Annotated in this window: 16 protein-coding genes; 14 read left to right on the forward strand and 2 right to left on the reverse strand. The window is 64.6% G+C overall.

The features are described from left to right. The first annotated feature begins 139 nt into the window (after positions 1-139). From IVB48_RS04050 to IVB48_RS04065, 4 genes are all read left to right on the forward strand, one after another. Positions 140-352 (forward strand): hypothetical protein, encoded by a 213-nt coding sequence (locus tag IVB48_RS04050; RefSeq protein ID WP_027567097.1) that lies wholly within the window; start codon positions 140-142, stop codon positions 350-352. Between the two features lie 124 nt (positions 353-476). Next, the gene (locus IVB48_RS04055) at positions 477-734 is read left to right on the forward strand and encodes a hypothetical protein (protein ID WP_007590640.1); all 258 of its coding nucleotides are present in this window, start codon (positions 477-479) and stop codon (positions 732-734) included. A 1,347-nt stretch (positions 735-2,081) separates the two neighbouring features. Beyond that, a complete protein-coding gene (gene ilvD, locus IVB48_RS04060) occupies positions 2,082-3,806 on the forward strand; it encodes a dihydroxy-acid dehydratase (RefSeq protein WP_247397658.1) in 1,725 nt (574 codons plus the stop codon). Then, positions 3,793-4,617, forward strand: a complete 825-nt coding sequence (locus IVB48_RS04065) for a tetratricopeptide repeat protein (RefSeq protein ID WP_247397660.1) — start codon at positions 3,793-3,795, stop codon at positions 4,615-4,617. The genes ilvD and IVB48_RS04065 overlap by 14 nt, the downstream gene beginning before the upstream one ends. Positions 4,618-4,632: 15 nt before the next feature. Here IVB48_RS04065 and xth read toward each other — a convergent pair whose 3' ends face one another. Then, the gene (gene xth / locus IVB48_RS04070) at positions 4,633-5,430 is read right to left on the reverse strand and encodes an exodeoxyribonuclease III (protein ID WP_247397661.1); all 798 of its coding nucleotides are present in this window, start codon (positions 5,428-5,430) and stop codon (positions 4,633-4,635) included. 153 nt (positions 5,431-5,583) lie between these two features. Here xth and IVB48_RS04075 point away from each other — a divergent pair, with 153 nt between their 5' ends. Beyond that, positions 5,584-7,893: an ATP-binding protein gene (locus IVB48_RS04075; protein WP_247397662.1), complete on the forward strand. Its 2,310-nt coding sequence runs from the start codon at positions 5,584-5,586 to the stop codon at positions 7,891-7,893. Between the two features lie 9 nt (positions 7,894-7,902). Here the strand turns inward: IVB48_RS04075 and erpA are convergent, their stop codons facing one another. Then, a complete protein-coding gene (erpA, locus tag IVB48_RS04080) occupies positions 7,903-8,232 on the reverse strand; it encodes an iron-sulfur cluster insertion protein ErpA (RefSeq protein WP_007610737.1) in 330 nt (109 codons plus the stop codon). A 134-nt stretch (positions 8,233-8,366) separates the two neighbouring features. Here erpA and IVB48_RS04085 point away from each other — a divergent pair, with 134 nt between their 5' ends. From IVB48_RS04085 to tatC, 9 genes are all read left to right on the forward strand, one after another. Further along, positions 8,367-9,575, forward strand: a complete 1,209-nt coding sequence (locus IVB48_RS04085) for a deoxyguanosinetriphosphate triphosphohydrolase (RefSeq protein WP_247397663.1) — start codon at positions 8,367-8,369, stop codon at positions 9,573-9,575. Between the two features lie 9 nt (positions 9,576-9,584). Beyond that, positions 9,585-11,375, forward strand: a complete 1,791-nt coding sequence (gene argS, locus IVB48_RS04090) for an arginine--tRNA ligase (protein ID WP_247397664.1) — start codon at positions 9,585-9,587, stop codon at positions 11,373-11,375. Positions 11,376-11,514: 139 nt separating this feature from the next. After that, positions 11,515-13,065 (forward strand): SPOR domain-containing protein, encoded by a 1,551-nt coding sequence (locus tag IVB48_RS04095; RefSeq protein ID WP_247398176.1) that lies wholly within the window; start codon positions 11,515-11,517, stop codon positions 13,063-13,065. 45 nt (positions 13,066-13,110) lie between these two features. After that, positions 13,111-14,139 (forward strand): beta-N-acetylhexosaminidase, encoded by a 1,029-nt coding sequence (gene nagZ / locus IVB48_RS04100; RefSeq protein WP_247397665.1) that lies wholly within the window; start codon positions 13,111-13,113, stop codon positions 14,137-14,139. Further along, the gene (locus IVB48_RS04105) at positions 14,136-14,975 is read left to right on the forward strand and encodes a ScpA family protein (RefSeq protein WP_247397666.1); all 840 of its coding nucleotides are present in this window, start codon (positions 14,136-14,138) and stop codon (positions 14,973-14,975) included. The genes nagZ and IVB48_RS04105 overlap by 4 nt, the downstream gene beginning before the upstream one ends. A gap of 21 nt (positions 14,976-14,996) precedes the next feature. Then, a complete protein-coding gene (scpB, locus tag IVB48_RS04110; RefSeq protein WP_027567087.1) occupies positions 14,997-15,749 on the forward strand; it encodes an SMC-Scp complex subunit ScpB in 753 nt (250 codons plus the stop codon). Between the two features lie 166 nt (positions 15,750-15,915). Further along, positions 15,916-16,152, forward strand: coding sequence for a twin-arginine translocase TatA/TatE family subunit (locus IVB48_RS04115; RefSeq protein ID WP_007610722.1), 237 nt, complete (start codon positions 15,916-15,918; stop codon positions 16,150-16,152). Positions 16,153-16,240: 88 nt separating this feature from the next. Next, entirely contained in the window at positions 16,241-16,810 is a 570-nt protein-coding gene (gene tatB, locus IVB48_RS04120; RefSeq protein ID WP_247397667.1) for a Sec-independent protein translocase protein TatB, read from the forward strand. After that, positions 16,807-17,619, forward strand: a complete 813-nt coding sequence (gene tatC, locus IVB48_RS04125) for a twin-arginine translocase subunit TatC (RefSeq protein ID WP_247397669.1) — start codon at positions 16,807-16,809, stop codon at positions 17,617-17,619. The genes tatB and tatC overlap by 4 nt, the downstream gene beginning before the upstream one ends. Positions 17,620-17,659 lie beyond the last annotated feature (40 nt).

The following is a 17,659-nucleotide window of genomic DNA, read 5'->3' on the forward strand; positions in this document are numbered from 1 at the left end:
CGTTCTTAACACTTGGCGCGCATCCTCAGTGCAGATGCGGGGACGCCTGCGGCGATTTTCCGCTGTGGAAATCGCCGGGGCTCGCTGCGGTGCAGCGCGCCTCGCGAGATTGTTTTGTCGTGCCTCACAGGGCGATCCCATGCGCCTCCTTGCAGTCATCATGTTTGGACTCATGACGGCCGCCTGCAACCAGGAGCAGGACATCACCGGCTCGACCCCGGTCTGCGCGATGCGGAACTACACCTCCTTCAATCCCCGCGACATGGCCCAGTGCGTTGCCGCCTGCAAGGCGTGCGACCACGGCAACACGGTCACCTGCAGCACGTCATGCACGCTCAAGGGCGCCCACTGAGCCGATCAGCCTCCTGGTTTGGGGCCGCGAGGGTGTCTTGACGGTGTCTTGACGGTGTTTTGGCACCGGAACGATTCACATAGGTTAATCATTGAAGGGATGGCAGGACGCGGAGTCCTTTGGAATGGGTATGCTCGATCCCGGTCGGTTCCTGGTGTCATGCTCGCATTGCGCGGCCTGGCCGATGGCGGCCAATGTGAAACGTTCGAGCTGGTCGGCTTCGCCAAATGAGGTCCGCTTCGTGTGCCCGCGCTGCCGCCGCGAGGAGACTGCGATCATCTCAGCCTCCGGCGAGTTGACGCCGATCCGGCGCGTCGACGTCCCGCCGCGCGACGTCACCGCGGCCTGGGCTCAGGCCCAGCGCGCAAGAGGGCGAGCGTAGCCCGCCCGTTTAAGGAACAAGAAGGTGAGGCGCTGAGGTCTAGTCATGGCGATGACGGACCCAGCGCCGCAAGGCGACCGCCGTCCAGACCGTCTCGACAAAGCCGAACGGCCAGGCGCCGCGAAGCTGTCGCGGTTGTCCGTCGGGCAAAACATCTGACCAATTCTCGACACGTCCGTGTCAAGCCGGCGCGTCCAAAATATTCTACTTTACCGAAATTCGGTTTTGGCGTATGTGTCGCCCATCCCGGCTCATCCTTGAGGGGCGATCTTGTGATCGTCATGTTCGCGAGCCGGGCTTGCGGTGGACGCGGCAGCGTTTGGGTACGAGAGGCCAAGGGCAGGGCGGATTGCTCTCCGTGAGCCCGAGGCTTCGTTCCGACGAGCGGCGCTGCTAGGCTTCGTCTCGTCTGTAAGTTTCCGGCTCCGTCGACAAGGCTGGAAAAACTGCGGCGAAATGGCGAGCCGTGCGTGCGGCAAAACCGTGTTGTCCTGGCCGTCGTTGCTACGGTCAAGCTCTTGCGGATGCGGCATTCGCGTCAACCGGCTCGGTGTCGGCACTTCTGTGAGAGCGAGGTATGCTGCTGTGCGGTTTTCTGCGTGTGCTTTTCGCGCAGCGGACCGCGGGTGCCAGCCGCACCCGGCCTTCCCTGCGCCCTCTTGGACAAGAGGGTGGAGTGACCAAGCAAAGCTCGGGCGAAACGCGCCGCGAGAACGCGAAGCTGCATCTGCTAGTCGAGCCTGCATTTGGAGGATGAGGATGCTGGCCCCTTGCTCCGTCATTGCGAGCGCAGCGAAGCAATCCAGTCTGCCGCCGCGGAGGGATTCTGGATTGCTTCCGCCTTCGCTAAAGCTTCGGCGGACAAGTCGCTGCGCTCGCAATGACGATGTGGAGAGAGTGTGGGCCTCACTCTCCTCCACATACCCCGGACGCTGCGCAGCGCCTTTGCAGCGTGTCTCGGACACGCGGTGGGAATGTGAGAGTGCGACTCATCCTGGCTGCGCCTTGGCGTCGGGCCGAAACTGGGCATAGCTGCGAGCCGCTAAATCTCAAGTTGTGGATCGTCCTCCCAGCGGGAGTATCTTGGTACGCCCGCCCGTGTCCTCCAGGCCACGATTGTGCCGTCCATGCAACACCCGCCACCGATTTAACCATCATCTCTGTCCGTTCGCATCGACGCCGCTTTTTGGCCACACCTGAACATGAATAAAATCACTCGAATGTTTTAGCGGCAGCGGTGGTCCTGGAAGGCGACGGGAAATCCCCAAGGTCGATTCAAAAGGTCGATTAAAATCTTGGCTCTGATTTTTCGGGTCTGAAAGGGTTGGCCGGGGAAACTGGTTGGCGATGGACGCGAAGAGCAACATCAAGCAGAGGCTGCCGAGCCGTCACGTGACGGAAGGCCCTGCGCGCGCGCCCCATCGGTCCTACCTCTACGCCATGGGTCTGACCACCGATCAAATCCATCAGCCCTTCGTCGGCGTCGCCTCGTGCTGGAACGAGGCCGCGCCCTGCAACATCTCCCTGATGCGCCAGGCGCAGGCGGTGAAGAAGGGCGTCGCATCCGCCGGCGGCACGCCGCGCGAATTCTGCACCATCACCGTAACCGACGGCATCGCGATGGGGCATGACGGCATGCGCTCCTCGCTGCCGTCGCGCGAATGCATCGCCGATTCCGTCGAATTGACGATCCGTGGCCACGCCTATGACGCCCTCGTTGGCTTGGCCGGCTGCGACAAGTCACTGCCGGGCATGATGATGGCGATGGTCCGCCTCAACGTGCCCTCGATCTTCATTTATGGCGGCTCGATCCTGCCCGGCAATTTCCGGGGCCAGCAGGTCACGGTGCAGGACATGTTCGAAGCCGTCGGCAAGCACTCGGTCGGCGCGATGTCGGACGAGGACCTGGACGAGATCGAGCGCGTGGCGTGCCCTTCGGCGGGTGCCTGCGGCGCCCAGTTCACAGCCAACACGATGGCGACGGTCTCCGAGGCGATCGGGCTGGCGCTGCCGTACTCGGCCGGTGCTCCGGCTCCCTATGAAATTCGCGACGCCTTCTGCATGACCGCGGGCGAGCAGGTCATGGAGCTGATCGCCCAAAACATCCGGCCGCGCGACATCGTCACCCTCAAGGCGCTGGAGAATGCCGCCGCCGTGGTCGCCGCGTCCGGCGGGTCGACCAATGCTGCACTGCACCTGCCGGCAATCGCGCACGAGTGCGGCATCAAGTTTGATCTGTTCGACGTCGCCGAAATCTTCAAAAAGACACCGTACGTCGCGGATTTGAAGCCGGGCGGCCGTTATGTCGCCAAAGACATGTTTGAAGTAGGTGGCATACCGCTTCTGATGAAGACGCTGCTCGACAACGGATTTCTCCACGGTGACTGCATGACCGTCACCGGTCGAACGATCGCCGAAAACCTCAAAAGCGTGAAGTGGAATCCGCACCAGGACGTGGTGCACCCGGCAGACAAGCCCATCACCGTCACCGGCGGTGTGGTCGGTCTGAAGGGCAATCTGGCGCCAGAAGGTGCGATCGTGAAAGTCGCGGGAATGTCCAACCTCAGGTTCACCGGTCCGGCCAGGTGCTTCGACCGTGAGGAGGATGCTTTCGAGGCCGTGCAGAAGCGCACCTACCGCGAAGGCGAAGTCATCGTGATCCGCTACGAGGGGCCCAAGGGCGGTCCCGGGATGCGGGAAATGCTCCAGACCACCGCGGCGCTGACCGGCCAGGGCATGGGTGGCAAGATCGCGCTCATCACGGACGGCCGCTTCTCCGGCGCCACCCGCGGCTTCTGCATCGGCCATGTCGGGCCGGAAGCCGCCATCGGCGGCCCGATTGGGCTGCTCGAGGACGGCGATATCATCGAGATCGACGCGGTCGCCGGTACCCTTAACGTAAAATTGAGCGACCAGGAGCTTGCCCAACGCAAGACCAAATGGACCGCTCGCGCGACTAACCACACGACGGGCGCGCTCTGGAAATATGCTCAGCAGGTTGGACCAGCGCTCGGTGGGGCAGTGACCCACCCGGGCGGCGCGCACGAGAAACAGTGCTATGCGGACATCTAGGCGTACCATCGTTGCGTTTGTGTTGGGGGCTACTGCGCTGGCCGCGCCCGCGCTCGCCTTTGACGGCGCCCCCGTCAGCCCGAAGGATGCGACCATCCCGGTGGTCACGAGCTTGCCGGGTGCAGCAGGCAAGGTGCGTAATGTGCCGCCAGCGGTCGTGACCCAAGAAACGTCGCTCAGCGCCTTGCAATATGCCGCGGAGGGTGGCCACCCCATCGCGCAGTGGAAGCTCGGCCGCATGTATGCCAATGGCGACGGCGTCGCCCAGGACGATGTGCGTGCGTTCGAGTATTTCACCCGCATCGCCAACGCGCATGCCGAGGACAGCCCGTCGGCGCCGCAGGCGCAGATCGTCGCCAACGCCTTTGTAGCGCTCGGCCGCTATTATCTCAGCGGCATCCCGAATTCGAAGGTCAAGCCGGACCAGGAGCGGGCGCGGGAGATGTTCTCCTATGCCGCGTCCTATTTCGGCAATGCGGATGCGCAATACGATCTCGCCCGCCTGTACCTGAAGACGCCGGACGCTTCGCGCGAGGATTTCCGCTACGGCGCGCGCTGGCTTGGGCTCGCCGCGCAGAAGGGCCAGCACGAGGCCCAGGCGCTGCTCGGCCAGATGCTGTTCAACGGCGACCGCCTGCCGCGGCAGGCTGCGCGCGGCCTGATGTGGCTGACGCTGGCGCGCGACAGCGCAGGCAGCGACGAGATCTGGATCAAGGAAAACTACAACCGCGCCTTCGCAAAGGCCTCCGACGACGATCGCGCCATGTGCCTGCAGATGCTGGAGCAATGGGTGCAGGGCCGCCGGGAGTGATGGGCTGAGGCGGCCTCACGCCGCCTCGAGATCGAGGTCCGCCCACACCGGCACGTGGTCCGACGGCTTCTCCCAGCTGCGCACATAGCTGTCGATGCCGACATTGGCGAGCCGGTCGCTGGCCTGTGGCGACAACAGCAGATGGTCGATGCGCAGGCCATGGTTTTTCTGCCAGGCGCCGGCCTGGTAATCCCAGAACGTGTAGAGCCCGGGCTCGTCGGTGACGGCCCGAAGCGCATCGGTCAGGCCGAGGCCGAGCAGGGACTGAAAACTCTCCCGCGTCTCGGGCTTGAACAGGGCGTCCTCGGTCCAGGCGGCGGGATTATGGACGTCCCGGGCATGCGGGATGACGTTGAAGTCGCCTGCGAGGATCAGCGGCTCCTCGGTCTTGAGGCGCTCCTTCGAATACTCAAGAAGCCGCGACATCCATTTGAGCTTGTAGGGATATTTCTCCGTCCCGACCGGGTTGCCGTTGGGCAGATAGAGGCAGGCGATGCGCAGCACGCCGGACTTGAGCGTCACCACGCCTTCGAGGAAGCGGGCATGGGCGTCGTCGTCGTCGCCGGCCAGCCCCGACTTGGTCTCGTCGAACCGGAGCTTCGAGAGCAGGGCGACACCGTTGAACGTCTTCTGCCCGTGGGTGACCACGTTGTAGCCGAGCGCCTCGATCTCCAGCCGCGGGAAGGCCTCGTCGACGCATTTGATCTCCTGGAGGCAGACGATGTCCGGCTGGCACTCCTTCAGCCAGGTCAGGAGGAGATCGATCCGCTGCCGGACCGAGTTCACGTTCCAGGTGGCTATTCTGATGGGCATCTTGGCGGCTCCGGGCAGGGGCCATGGTTAGAACAAAATGCAAACGCGCCCGTCAAGGATGCTGCGAAATCTCCCACAAAATTAACCCGGCTTAAGTCGAGCCTGGGCCATTGATCGTGAAAAGGTTTTTCGATAAGACGGCCGGACAAATCCATGATGCGAACCGAGCCCCGCGACGGCTTGATCGGCGCGTTCCTGTACTGGCTCGGCGGCTACGAGATCGAGGACGGCCTGACCGCCGGTCTCAGCGAGCGCGAACTGAGCCGCATCCGCGCCAAACAGATCGACGCAGTGATACGGCTGATCCCGGTGACGATGGCCGTCACCATGCTCAACGTCGCGGTCGTGCTGGTCCTGTTCTGGGGCCGTGGTTGGAACGACTTTCTCGCGATATGGGGCATGACCCTCGCCACCGCCGCCTCGCTCGCGGTGCGCGCGTGGCGGCGCTCCCACCAAAGCCCGCCGCAGGAAGCCTCGCCCCGCGCCGCGCGGCAGATGTTGCGGCAGGCGTTTTTCCTCGCCGCAATCTGGGGCACGCTGCCGGTCGCGCTTTTCAGCCGCATCGAGCCGACCAGCCAGCTCATTCTCGCCTGCCTGATGGTCGGTATGATGTCCGGCGGTGCCTTCACGCTCTCGACCTTCCCGCGCGCGGGCCTTGTCTATCTCGCGACGACGACGATCGCCTGCGTCGCGGCGCTGCTGTTGTGCGGCACCGGGCCGTATCTCGTGACCGCGGTGTTCCTGCTGCTGTTCGCGTTCTTCATGGCGCGCAACATCGTCTCGCAAGGCAATCTGTTCCTCGGCAATCTCAAGGCCCAGCTCGAGCTCGAGCGGCAGACAGAGATCATTTCGCTGTTGCTGAAGGATTTTCAGGAGAATGCCAGCGACTGGCTGTGGCAGACCGACGCCGAGGGGCATCTGGTCGACGTGCCCGAGCGCTTCGCCGCCGTCGCACAGCTGCCGCTGCCGCTGCTGAAGGGCGCGCATTTCGCCGACGTGCTCGACATGCTGTGCCCCGAAGACAAGAGCGCGGCCTACAACGTCGTCGGCCTGATGAAGCACGCCGAACCGCTGCACGAGATGAACCTCAAGGTGGTCGCAGGCGGCGAGGCGCGGCTGTGGTCGCTCACTGCGAAGCCGGCCTACGACCGCGACGGTCAATTCCTCGGCTACCGCGGCTTCGGCCGTGACGTGACCGAGCGCTGGCGCGCGGAAAAGGCTGAGGCCGAGAGCCGCGCCAAATCGGATTTCCTCGCAGTGATGAGCCACGAGATCCGCACGCCGATGAACGGCGTGCTGGGGCTTGCCAGCATGCTGCTGGAGACAAAACTCGATCCGGAGCAGCACGAAGCCGTCACCACGATCCGCGAGTCCGGCGACAATCTCCAGCGCATCCTCAACGACATCCTGGACCTCTCCAAGCTCGAGGCCGGACGCTTCGCGTTCGAGGTGATCGACTTCGCGCCGCAGGCGCTGGTCGAAGCGGTGGCGACCGTCGTGCGCGCGAGCGCCAAGAGCAAGGGGCTCGCGGTCAGGGTCGAGCTCGATCCCAACCTGCCGCCGACGCTGCGCGGCGATGTCGCGCGTATCCGCCAGGTGCTGCTCAATCTCGCTTCCAACGCGGTGAAGTTCACCGACGAGGGCGAAGTCACGATCACGGCCGTCTGTCAGGCCCGCCGCGATCTGCTCGCCACCGTCGAATGGAGCGTGACCGACAGCGGCATCGGCATCGCCCCCGAGAAGCTCGGCCAGCTCTTCTCCGACTTCGCCCAGGCTGACGCCTCGATCAGCCGCCGCTTCGGCGGCACCGGGCTTGGGCTTGCAATCTCCCGACGCATCATCGAGCAGATGGGCGGCACCATCGGCGTCACCTCGACGCCGGACGAAGGCTCGACCTTCCGCTTCACGTTGGTGCTGCCGTGGAGCCAGGTGCAAACGTCCGATCACGACGCAGGCCGCGAGGAAGCCGACGATCTCAAGGCGCGCATCGCGGGCTTCGATCGACCGCTGAAGGTGCTGGTCGCCGAGGACGACGCCGTCAACCGCATGGTCGTGAGCAAGATGCTCGGTGCCTTCGATGTCGAGTTGCGCGTCGTGGCCGACGGTGTCGAGGCCGTCGCGGCCGTGTCCGAAGGCGATTACGATATCGTGCTGATGGACGTGCGCATGCCCGAGATGGACGGCCTTGCCGCGACCCGGGCGATCCGTGCGCTAGGCGGACGCTTCGCGGCCTTGCCGATCATCGCGCTGACCGCCAACGCCTTCCCCGAGGACGTCAAGGTCTGCCGGGAGGCGGGGATGTCCGACTTCCTCGCCAAACCGCTGCGCAAGCCTGCGTTGGTCACGGCGCTGCTGCGTGCGCTGGACGGCCAATGGGTGTCGGAGGACGCACCGCTTCAGCCCGAGCAGATGCCGGTCGAGGCGGACTGGACGGACGAGGAAAGGCAGATCACCGGCGCTTAGCCGGCGTCGTCAGATCGAGAAGCTGGTCCCGCAGCCGCACGACGCCGTAGCGTTCGGATTGTTGACGCGGAACGAGGCGCCGATCAGGTCATCGACGAAATCGACCTGCGACCCCGCCAGGAATGGCTGCGAGGCGGAATCGACCAGCACCACCGCATTGTCCTGCTCGATCACGAGGTCGTCGTCGGTGCGGGCACGGTCAATGTCGAACTTGTACTGGAAGCCGGAGCAGCCGCCGCCCTCGACCGAGATCCGCAGCATCGCGCCAGACCCTTCGCCCTTGAGGATCTCCCCAATCCGGCGTGCGGCCTTGTCACTGATGGTCACGTCAGTCGTCATCGTTCGTCTCCGATAGTCCCCGCGGTCATACCAAGTCACCTGAAGGTCGCTTGCCCAATTCAGTTGGTATCCCGCGTCCGGCATAGTTAAGTGCCACCATACGCAGAATCAAATGGATAGGGACTAAATTCGCCGTGTCCGTCGGAATGGCTGCCCCCAACGCGCCCTATGCCTGCGATCCCAATCGCAGCCGCGGCCGGTTGGTCGCGGAACCGCCGAGCCGGACCCGCAGCCCGTTCCGGCGGGATTGCGACCGGGTCATCCATTCCACCGCATTCCGCCGCTTAAAGTACAAGACCCAGGTGTTCGTGTTCCACGAGGGCGACCATTACCGCACCCGGCTGACCCATTCGCTGGAGGTGGCGCAGATCGCCCGGGCACTGGCGCGGCAACTCGGGCTGGACGAGGACCTCACGGAAACCCTCGCGCTCGCCCACGACCTCGGCCATCCGCCGTTCGGGCACGCGGGCGAGCGGGCGCTGGACGCCTGCCTGAAGGATTTTGGCGGCTTTGACCACAACGCCCAGACGCTCCGCGTCGTTGCGGCGCTGGAACACCGCTATCCCGAATTCGACGGGCTCAACCTGACGTGGGAAGCGCTGGAGGGCATCGTCAAGCACAACGGCCCGCTGACCGATCGCAGCGGTGCGCCGGTCGGGCGTTATCGCGAGCATGGCATTCCCGTCGGCATCGCCGACTACATCAAGACCTACGATCTCGAATTGTGGAGTTTCGCCTCGCTGGAGGCACAGGTCGCCGCGATCGCCGACGACATCGCCTATGATGCCCACGATATCGACGATGGCCTGCGCGCGGGTCTGTTTCACCTCGACGACCTCAAGGTGATGCCGCTGACCGCGGAGATCATCGCCGAGACTTCTGCGCATTACCCCGCTCTCGAAGACGTCAGGCGCGGCGCCGAGCTGGTGCGCGAGCTGATCTCACACTTGATCGGTGCCGTGTTCGCCGAGGCGCAGACAAACCTTGCGGCCGTGAAACCGCAATCCGCCCAAAACGTACGCCAGCAGAGCCGGGCATTGATCGCGTTCCCCGCCGCCGTCGCCGAGGAGGAGACCGCCATCAAGCGCTTTCTCTATCAGCACATGTACCGCCACAAGCGGGTCATGCGGGTGATGGGCGAGGCGGAACAGATCCTGTTCGACCTGTTCGCAAAATACCTCACATCGCCCGGCGAGCTGCCGCCGGAATGGCTGGTGGGGGCGGAGGTGGACAATGAGGACGACCGGGCCCGCCGGATCGGGAATTTCATTGCCGGAATGACCGATCGTTTCGCCCTGACCGAGCACCAGCGGCTCTTTGACTCGACCCCGGATTTGCGTTAGGCGGCGCCCATGCCCGACACATCCTCAGCACTGCACCTGTTCGCCGACGTGCTCGCGCGCGTGCACGCCGTCTGCCGCGCGCTCGCGGCGGAATCCAACTGGCCTGAGGGCATCGATTTCTCGCGCGTGGTGGTCGAGCCGCCGCGCGATGCCTCCCATGGCGACATGGCGACCAACGCGGCCATGGTGCTTGCGAAAGAGGCAAAGGCGAAGCCGCGCGACCTCGCCGAGCAGATCGCCGAACGGCTGCGCGCGGACCCGCTGATCACGAAGGTCGACGTCGCCGGTCCCGGCTTCATCAACCTGACGCTGAAGCCGGCCGCATGGGCCGAGGCACTGCGGACCGTGCTGCGCGAGGGCGCCGATTACGGCCGCGTCCGCGGCGGCTCCACGGTCAACGTCGAATATGTCTCCGCCAACCCGACCGGACCGATGCATGTCGGCCATTGCCGCGGCGCCGTGTTCGGCGACGCGCTGGCGAGCCTGCTCGAGTTCGCAGGCCGTGACGTCACGCGCGAATATTACATTAACGATGCCGGCGCCCAGGTCGACGTGCTCGCACGCTCCGCGTTCCTCAGGTATCGCGAGGCGCTCGGCGAGGACATCGGCGCGATCCCGGAAGGTCTTTATCCCGGCGACTATCTGAAGCCCGTCGGGCAGGCGCTGGCCAAAGAGCACGGCGACAAGCTCCTCGGCATGAGCGAGGGCGCGTGGCTGCCGGCGGTACGCGCCAAGGCGATCGCGATGATGATGGACGAGATCAAGGACGATCTCGCCGCGCTCAACATCCGCCACGACGTGTTCTTCTCGGAGCGCTCGCTGCAGGACGCCGGCAACAACAAGGTCGCCGAGACCATCGATTTCCTGCGCGCCAAGGGCGACATCTACCAAGGCCGTCTGCCGCCGCCAAAGGGGGCCCCGGCCGAGGATTGGGAAGATCGCGAGCAGTTGCTGTTCAAGGCGACCGCCTATGGCGACGACGTCGATCGCCCGCTGATCAAGTCCGACAATTCCTACACCTACTTCGCCGCCGACATCGCCTACCACAAGAACAAGTTCGACCGCGGCTTTGCGGAGATGATCGACGTCTGGGGCGCCGACCATGGTGGCTACATCAAGCGCATGCAGGCGGCGGTGAAGGCGACGACCTCCGGCAAGGGGGCGCTCGACGTCAAGATCGTCCAGCTCGTGAAGTTGCTGCGTAACGGCGAGCCGGTGAAAATGTCCAAGCGGAGCGGGGACTTCGTCACCTTGCGTGAGGTGGTGGATGAAGTCGGTCAGGACGCCGTCCGCTTCATGATGCTCTACCGCAAGAACGACGCGGTGCTCGACTTCGACCTCGCCAAGGTCATGGAACAGTCGCGCGACAACCCGGTGTTCTATGTGCAGTACGGCCACGCCCGCGGCCATTCGATCTTCCGCAATGCTCGGGCCGACGTGTTCTCGGAACTCCCGGAGGAAACGGAAAAGCGCGTCGCCTGGCTCGGTGAGTCGGCGGTGGAACGGCTCTCGGATCCGGCTGAGCTCGACCTTCTTAAGCGGCTCGCAATTTTTCCGCGCATGCTGGAAGCGGCTGCAAGCGCCCACGAGCCGCACCGAATTGCCTTCTATCTCTATGACTTAGCGAGTGAATTTCACGCACTTTGGACGAAGGGGCGCGACTTGCCCTATTTACGCTTCATTATCAATAATGATGCAGATCTAACGAAGGCGCGGCTGGCCATGGTCCAGGGCGTCGTCTCTGTCCTGGCATCGGGCCTCGCCATCCTCGGCGTCCATGCTCCGGACGAGATGCGGTAGTTTGGGGCGAACTACTTAAGGGATTTCGGGGGTAACCGGCAGAAGCCGGATCGCTTAGACTTGGTTGAAAGCCTTGTGGGTCGAAAGCCGTGCCTTGGTCGAGGGGCGCGCGGCTTTCCCGAAGGGACGCATCATCACGATGGCCGAACGATATCAGGACAGACCGTTTCCTTCCGATGACTATCGCGGTGGCGATCAGCATGGGAGCGGCGATCCCTTGGCCGAACTTGCCCGCCTGATCGGGCAGACCGATCCGTTCGCAGCGCAAGGGCGGCCGGGTGCGCACCCGCCAGCAGCGCCTGCGCCTGCTCGGAGCTATCAGGACGACGACTATCGCCAGGACGATGACCAGCAGGGCTATGCCGAGCAGGCCCCGCCGCCGCCCGGACCGCCCTCATGGATGCGGCGCGCCAATGTGCAGCCGCAGACGGCGCCAGCTGAGCCTGCCTATCCCGCTTCCGTAAACCCGGTTCATCCACTGCATCGTTATTCAGCCCAGCCGACTGCGCCCGAGCCCGAACCTGATTTTCGTCAGCCGCAGGCCGATCCGGATCCGGCCTATCAAGCTCCTGCCTATCAGGATCAGGCCTACCAGCAGCACGATCAGGCTTACCAAGAGCAAGCCTATCAGCAGCCCGATCCGGCGCGCTACGACGATGCGCTCTACGGACGACTGGAGGCGGGCGAGCAGGACTACCAGCGCGATCCCGCCTATCCCGACGATCCTTACGCGTTCCAGAGCGACTATCCCGAGGCCGATCTCGACGAGCCGAAGAAGCAGCGCGGCGGCATGATGACGGTCGCGGCGATCCTGGCTCTTGCCGTGGTCGGGACCGGCGCTGCGTTCGCCTACAAGACCTATGTGGGCTCGCCCCGCAGCGGCGAGCCGCCGATCATCAAGGCCGACAACACGCCGACCAAAATCGTGCCGGCGCCGTCGGACTCCTCGGCCAAGGTGCCGGACCGCATGGTCACCGGAGATGGCGCCGAGAAGATCGTGCCGCGCGAGGAGGCGCCTGTCGACGTCAACGCCAAGGCGGGAGGTCCCCGCGTCGTGTTCCCGCCGCTGAACCAGAACGCGAACCCGCCGCCGGTCGCAAGCGTCTCGCCGTCCAGCATTCCGTTGTCGAGTGCGGGACCGAATCCGAGCAACGGCACGCTGCCGAACAATTCGCCGCGCGCGATCAGGACCGTGGCTGTGAAGGGCGATCAGACCGACGCCACGGCGTCGCAAGCCGCCACCGTCGCGAAGCCGGCAGCTCAACCGAAGCCCGTTGCGGCACCCGCTGCACCGCGCACGCCGCCGACCTCGGCCAATGCCAGTGCCAATCAGCCGCTCTCGCTGGCGCCGCAATCGGCGCCGGCTGCGGAGCCGCCGCAGCGGATGGCTGCGACCAATCCGACGCAAATTGCGCCCGCGAGCAGCGGTGGCGGCGGTTACGTCGTGCAGGTCTCCTCGCAGCAGACCGAGGATAGCGCTCATGCCTCCTACCGGGTGCTTCAGGGCAAGTACGGCAGCGTGCTCGGCTCCCGCGCACCGGTGGTCAAGCGGGTCGACCTGACCGACAAGGGCAAGGGAATCGTCTACCGCGCCTTCGCTGGGCCCTACGGCTCGCTCGAAGAGGCGAACCAGGCCTGCAACAGTTTGAAATCCGCGGGCCTGTCTGCCTGCTTCGTCCAGAGGAATTAACGGCCGTTTCCTTGACCCTCTCGCGGGTCGGGGTTAATCGGCCGTATGAGCACGCGGGCCTTCATTACCGGCGTTTCCGGAACGGAACTAACCGCCGCTGAGCGGGAGTTTATCCGCAGCGAACGCCCATGGGGTTTCATCCTCTTCAAGCGCAACGTCGAGACGCCGGCTCAAGTTACTGCACTCGTTGCGGAATTGCGGGCGGCGGCGGGCTCTCCTGATGCGGCTGTCCTGATCGACCAGGAGGGCGGCCGGGTGCAGCGGCTGGGCCCGCCGCATTGGCCGGTCTATCCGCCGGGTGCTATTTTCGCAGGCCTCTACGATACTGATTCGGCGCTCGGGCTGAAGGCGGCGCGCCTCAGCGCCCGGCTGATCGCGGCCGATCTCGCGGATCTCGGCATTACCGTGGATTGCTTGCCGCTGGCCGACGTGCCGGTGGCTGGCGCCAACGCCGTCATCGGGAACAGGGCTTACGGCACCGAACCGGGCAAGGTCGCCGCGATCGCCCGCGCGGTCACCGAGGGCCTGGAAGAGGGCGGCGTGTTGCCGGTGCTCAAGCACATCCCCGGCCATGGCCGAGCTACGGCCGATACCCATTTCAATCTGCCGACGGTCGACACGTCGCGAGACGAACTGGATCGCACCGACTTCGCGGCGTTCAAGCCTTTGGCGGATTTGCCGATGGCCATGACTGCACATGTTGTGTTTAGCGCGGTCGACCCCGCCCATCCGGCGACGACATCTGCGACAATGATCGCTGAGGTGATTCGCGGCACAATCGGGTTCCAGGGTTTGTTAATGAGTGATGACGTGTCGATGAATGCGCTGTCGGGCAATATCGCCGAGCGGACCCGCGCGATTTTTGCGGCCGGTTGCGACATGGCCCTGCATTGCAACGGCAACATCGAGGAGATGCGTGAGGTCGCCGGCCAGACACCCGAACTGGCGGGCAGGGCGCTGGAGAGGGCGAACGCCGCGCTCGCGGCGCGCAAGGGACCGCAGCCGTTCGATCGCGCGGCCGCACGCGCCGAACTGGACGCATTGATCGCACGGGCAAACACGGCATCGGCATGACCGCAGAAATCCTATCGTTTGAAACCGGGCAGCCCGCAGAGTTCGCCGAGGGTGAGCCGGCGTTGGTGGTGGACGTCGAGGGTTACGAGGGTCCGCTCGACCTGTTGCTCGCGCTGGCGCGGCAGCAGAAGGTCGATCTCGCCAAGATTTCGATCCTGGCACTCGCGGACCAGTATCTCCACTTCATCGAAGCCGCGCGAAAGATCCGCCTTGAGCTTGCCGCCGATTATCTCGTGATGGCGGCTTGGCTCGCCTTCCTGAAATCGCGCCTGCTGCTGCCGGAGCCGCCGAGTGCGGAAGGCCCTAGCGCGGAGCAGATGGCGACGGCGCTCGCCAACCGCCTGCGCAGGCTGGAGGCCATTCGTGAAGCCGCCAACCGGCTGATGAACCGGCAGCAATTGCTGCGCGACATCTTCCCGCGCGGCGAGCCCGAGCAGATCGCCGAGATCAAGCATCCGAAATACACCGCAACGCTCTATGACCTGCTCACCGCCTATGCCGCGCAGCGCCAGTCGCGCGTTCTGGCGAGCGTGCATCTGGCCAAGCGCACGGTGTGGTCGCTCGCCGAGGCGCGCGCCACGCTGGAGCGGCTGGTCGGCAGCATCAGCGAGCAGGACGATTGGGGCGTTCTCGACGATTTTCTGCTGCAGCACGTCGCCGATCCGACGCAGCGCGCGACGGTGCTCGCCTCGAGTTTCGCGGCTGCGCTCGAGCTGGTGCGCGAAGGTCAGCTCGAGCTGAATCAGAAAGAGGCGTTTGCGCCCATCTATTTCCGGAAGGGGCGCCCCAAGCCGGTCATGGACGCAGCTCCTGCGCCCGATGCGCCGGTCGCTTAAGTGCAACAAGGAGAATCTGCCATGGCAAGCCTGGCTGAAGTGCGGGTAGAAGAGGCCGAGCCGATGGAGAACGAGTCCCAGGCACGTCCCGAAGAATTGCGGCTGCTGGAAGCGCTGCTGTTCGCTTCGAATGAACCGCTGGACACCGCGACGCTGGCCAAGCGCATGCCCGAGGGTGTGGACGTGAAGGCTGCGCTCGAGCAGTTGCAGGCCGACTATTCCCTGCGCGGCGTGAATCTCGTGCGGGTCGCCAACAAATGGACCTTCCGCACGGCGGGCGATCTCGCCTGGCTGATGACCCGCGAGAGCACCGAGACCCGCCGCCTGTCGCGCGCCGCGATCGAAGTGCTGGCGATCATCGCCTATCACCAGCCGGTGACGCGCGCCGAGATCGAGGAGATCCGTGGCGTCGTCACTTCGAAGGGCACGCTGGACGTGCTGCTGGAAACCGGCTGGATCAAGCCGCGTGGTCGTCGCAAGACGCCGGGCCGTCCCTTGACCTTCGGAACCACCGAGGACTTCCTGTCGCAGTTCACTCTGGAACAGCTCGGCGATCTGCCGGGTCTAGAGGAGCTGAAGGGCACGGGCCTGCTGGATTCGCGCCTGCCGACCGGATTCAGCGTGCCGACGCCGTCGGATGACCCGACTTTGCGGGAGGACGAGGATCCGCTGGAGCCGGGCGAGGACCTTGATCTCGCGCTGGCGCCTGCTGTCGAGCCCGAGACGCCGCCGGAAGGCGGCCATGAGGGTGGCGAGGGCGGCAGCGAGGACTGACGTCTGGGCCTTTTAGTGGCCCCCTGCGACCAGTTAACACTAGCAAAATTACGTAGCGCCAACAGCGAATTGGCGTTGCCTTGGTCCTTGTTTTTGACACCTGCCAAGCCTAGGTTTCGGTGAAGATCGGCCGGTCCCCGGCCATGCGCGTTTGGAGGGTTGCAGGATGGGTTCACTCAGCATTTGGCACTGGGTCCTGGTGATCGCAGTGGTCCTGCTGCTGTTCGGTCGCGGCAAGATTTCGGATCTGATGGGCGACGTGGCGCAGGGCATCAAGGCGTTCAAGAAGGGCATGCAGGACGACGACAAGGTCGCCGACAAGCCCGAGCCGGCCAAGTCCATCGAGCACAACAATGCCGCGCCGACCGCGGCACGGTCCGACGTCGGCAGCAAGGCCGTCTAAGCCAGAGAGCACGCGAGACGCGGGTAGCGGACCCGATCCTGCGCGCGAGGGATTGGGCCGGCTGCGGCTGGCGTGAACGGAAGACCTCATGTTCGATATCGGGTGGAGTGAACTGGTCCTGATCGGGGTCGTGGCCCTGATCGCCATCGGCCCGAAAGAGCTGCCGGGCGTGCTGCGCATGGTCGGGCAGTGGATGGGCAAGGCGCGGAAGATGGCCGCCGAATTCCAGGGCCAATTCCAGGAAGCGATGCGCGAGGCCGAAATGGCCGACCTCAAGAAGAGCTTCGACGAGGTCAAGGAAGCAGCTTCCGGTTTCGCCGGCAACAATCTGATGACCTCGCTTCAGAAAGACGTCAGCGACGCGCTCCGCGTTGATGCGCTGGACAAGCCGGCCGAGACCTCGGCCTCGACCGGCGCCGAACCGCCGGCGACTTCAAGCGAAGCGGTGACGACGCCCACCACGCCGGAAGCGCCGACGCCCGAGACCTTCGTGGAAGCCGAAGCACATGCGGCCGTGAACGAGCCGCTCGCCATCACCCGTGAGGTCGAGCAGGCGCAGGTCGCTCAAGATTCGGTCACGCAAGGCTCGATCACGCAAGATTCGGTCACGCAGGACACTGCGCCGGCCGAGGCGATCAAGGACGCCAAAGCGTCATGAGCGCCGCTGATATCGAGGCCAGCAAAGCTCCCCTGATGGACCATTTGATCGAGCTGCGTTCGCGGCTGATCAAAGCGCTGCTCGGCTTCGGCATTGCCTTCATCTTCTGCTTCTTCTTCGCCAAGCAGATCTACAATGTGCTGGTCTGGCCATTCGTGTGGGTCGCGGGTCCCGAGAACTCGAAATTCATCTACACCGCGCTGCTGGAATATTTCATCACCCAGCTCAAGCTTGCGCTGTTCGGCGCCGGCTTCATCTCGTTCCCGATCGTCGCGACGCAGATCTACAAGTTCGTCGCTCCGGGCCTCTACAAGCACGAGAAGCAGGCCTTTCTGCCGTATCTGGTCGCGACCCCGTTCTTCTTCGTGTTGGGTGCCGCACTGGTCTATTTCGTCGTGCTGCCGATGCTGGTCCGCTTCTCGCTCGGCATGCAGCAGGCCGGCAGCGACGAGACCGCGCAGATCCAGCTCCTGCCCAAGGTCGGCGAATATCTGTCGCTGATGATGTCGCTGATCTTCGCCTTCGGCATCGCCTTCCAGCTTCCGGTGATCCTGACGCTGCTCGGGCGCATCGGTATCGTCACGTCAAAGATGCTGCGCGAGAAGCGCCGCTATTTCATCGTCGTTGCCTTCGTCATCGCGGCCGTTCTGACCCCGCCCGACGTGCTCAGCCAGTGCTCGCTCGCGATCCCCTTGCTCGCGCTCTACGAGGGCTCGATCATCGCGGTGGGAATTGTGGAGAAGAAGGCGGCCGCTTCAAAGGCCACCACCGGCACTGACGTATCGACGCCGGCCAACCCGGCGGAGTAAGGCGCCCCGATCTCCGCTGTCATTCCCCGCCTTGTGCGCA

Source organism: Bradyrhizobium sp. 76 (assembly GCF_023073025.1).
In the GTDB taxonomy this organism is placed as follows: domain Bacteria; phylum Pseudomonadota; class Alphaproteobacteria; order Rhizobiales; family Xanthobacteraceae; genus Bradyrhizobium.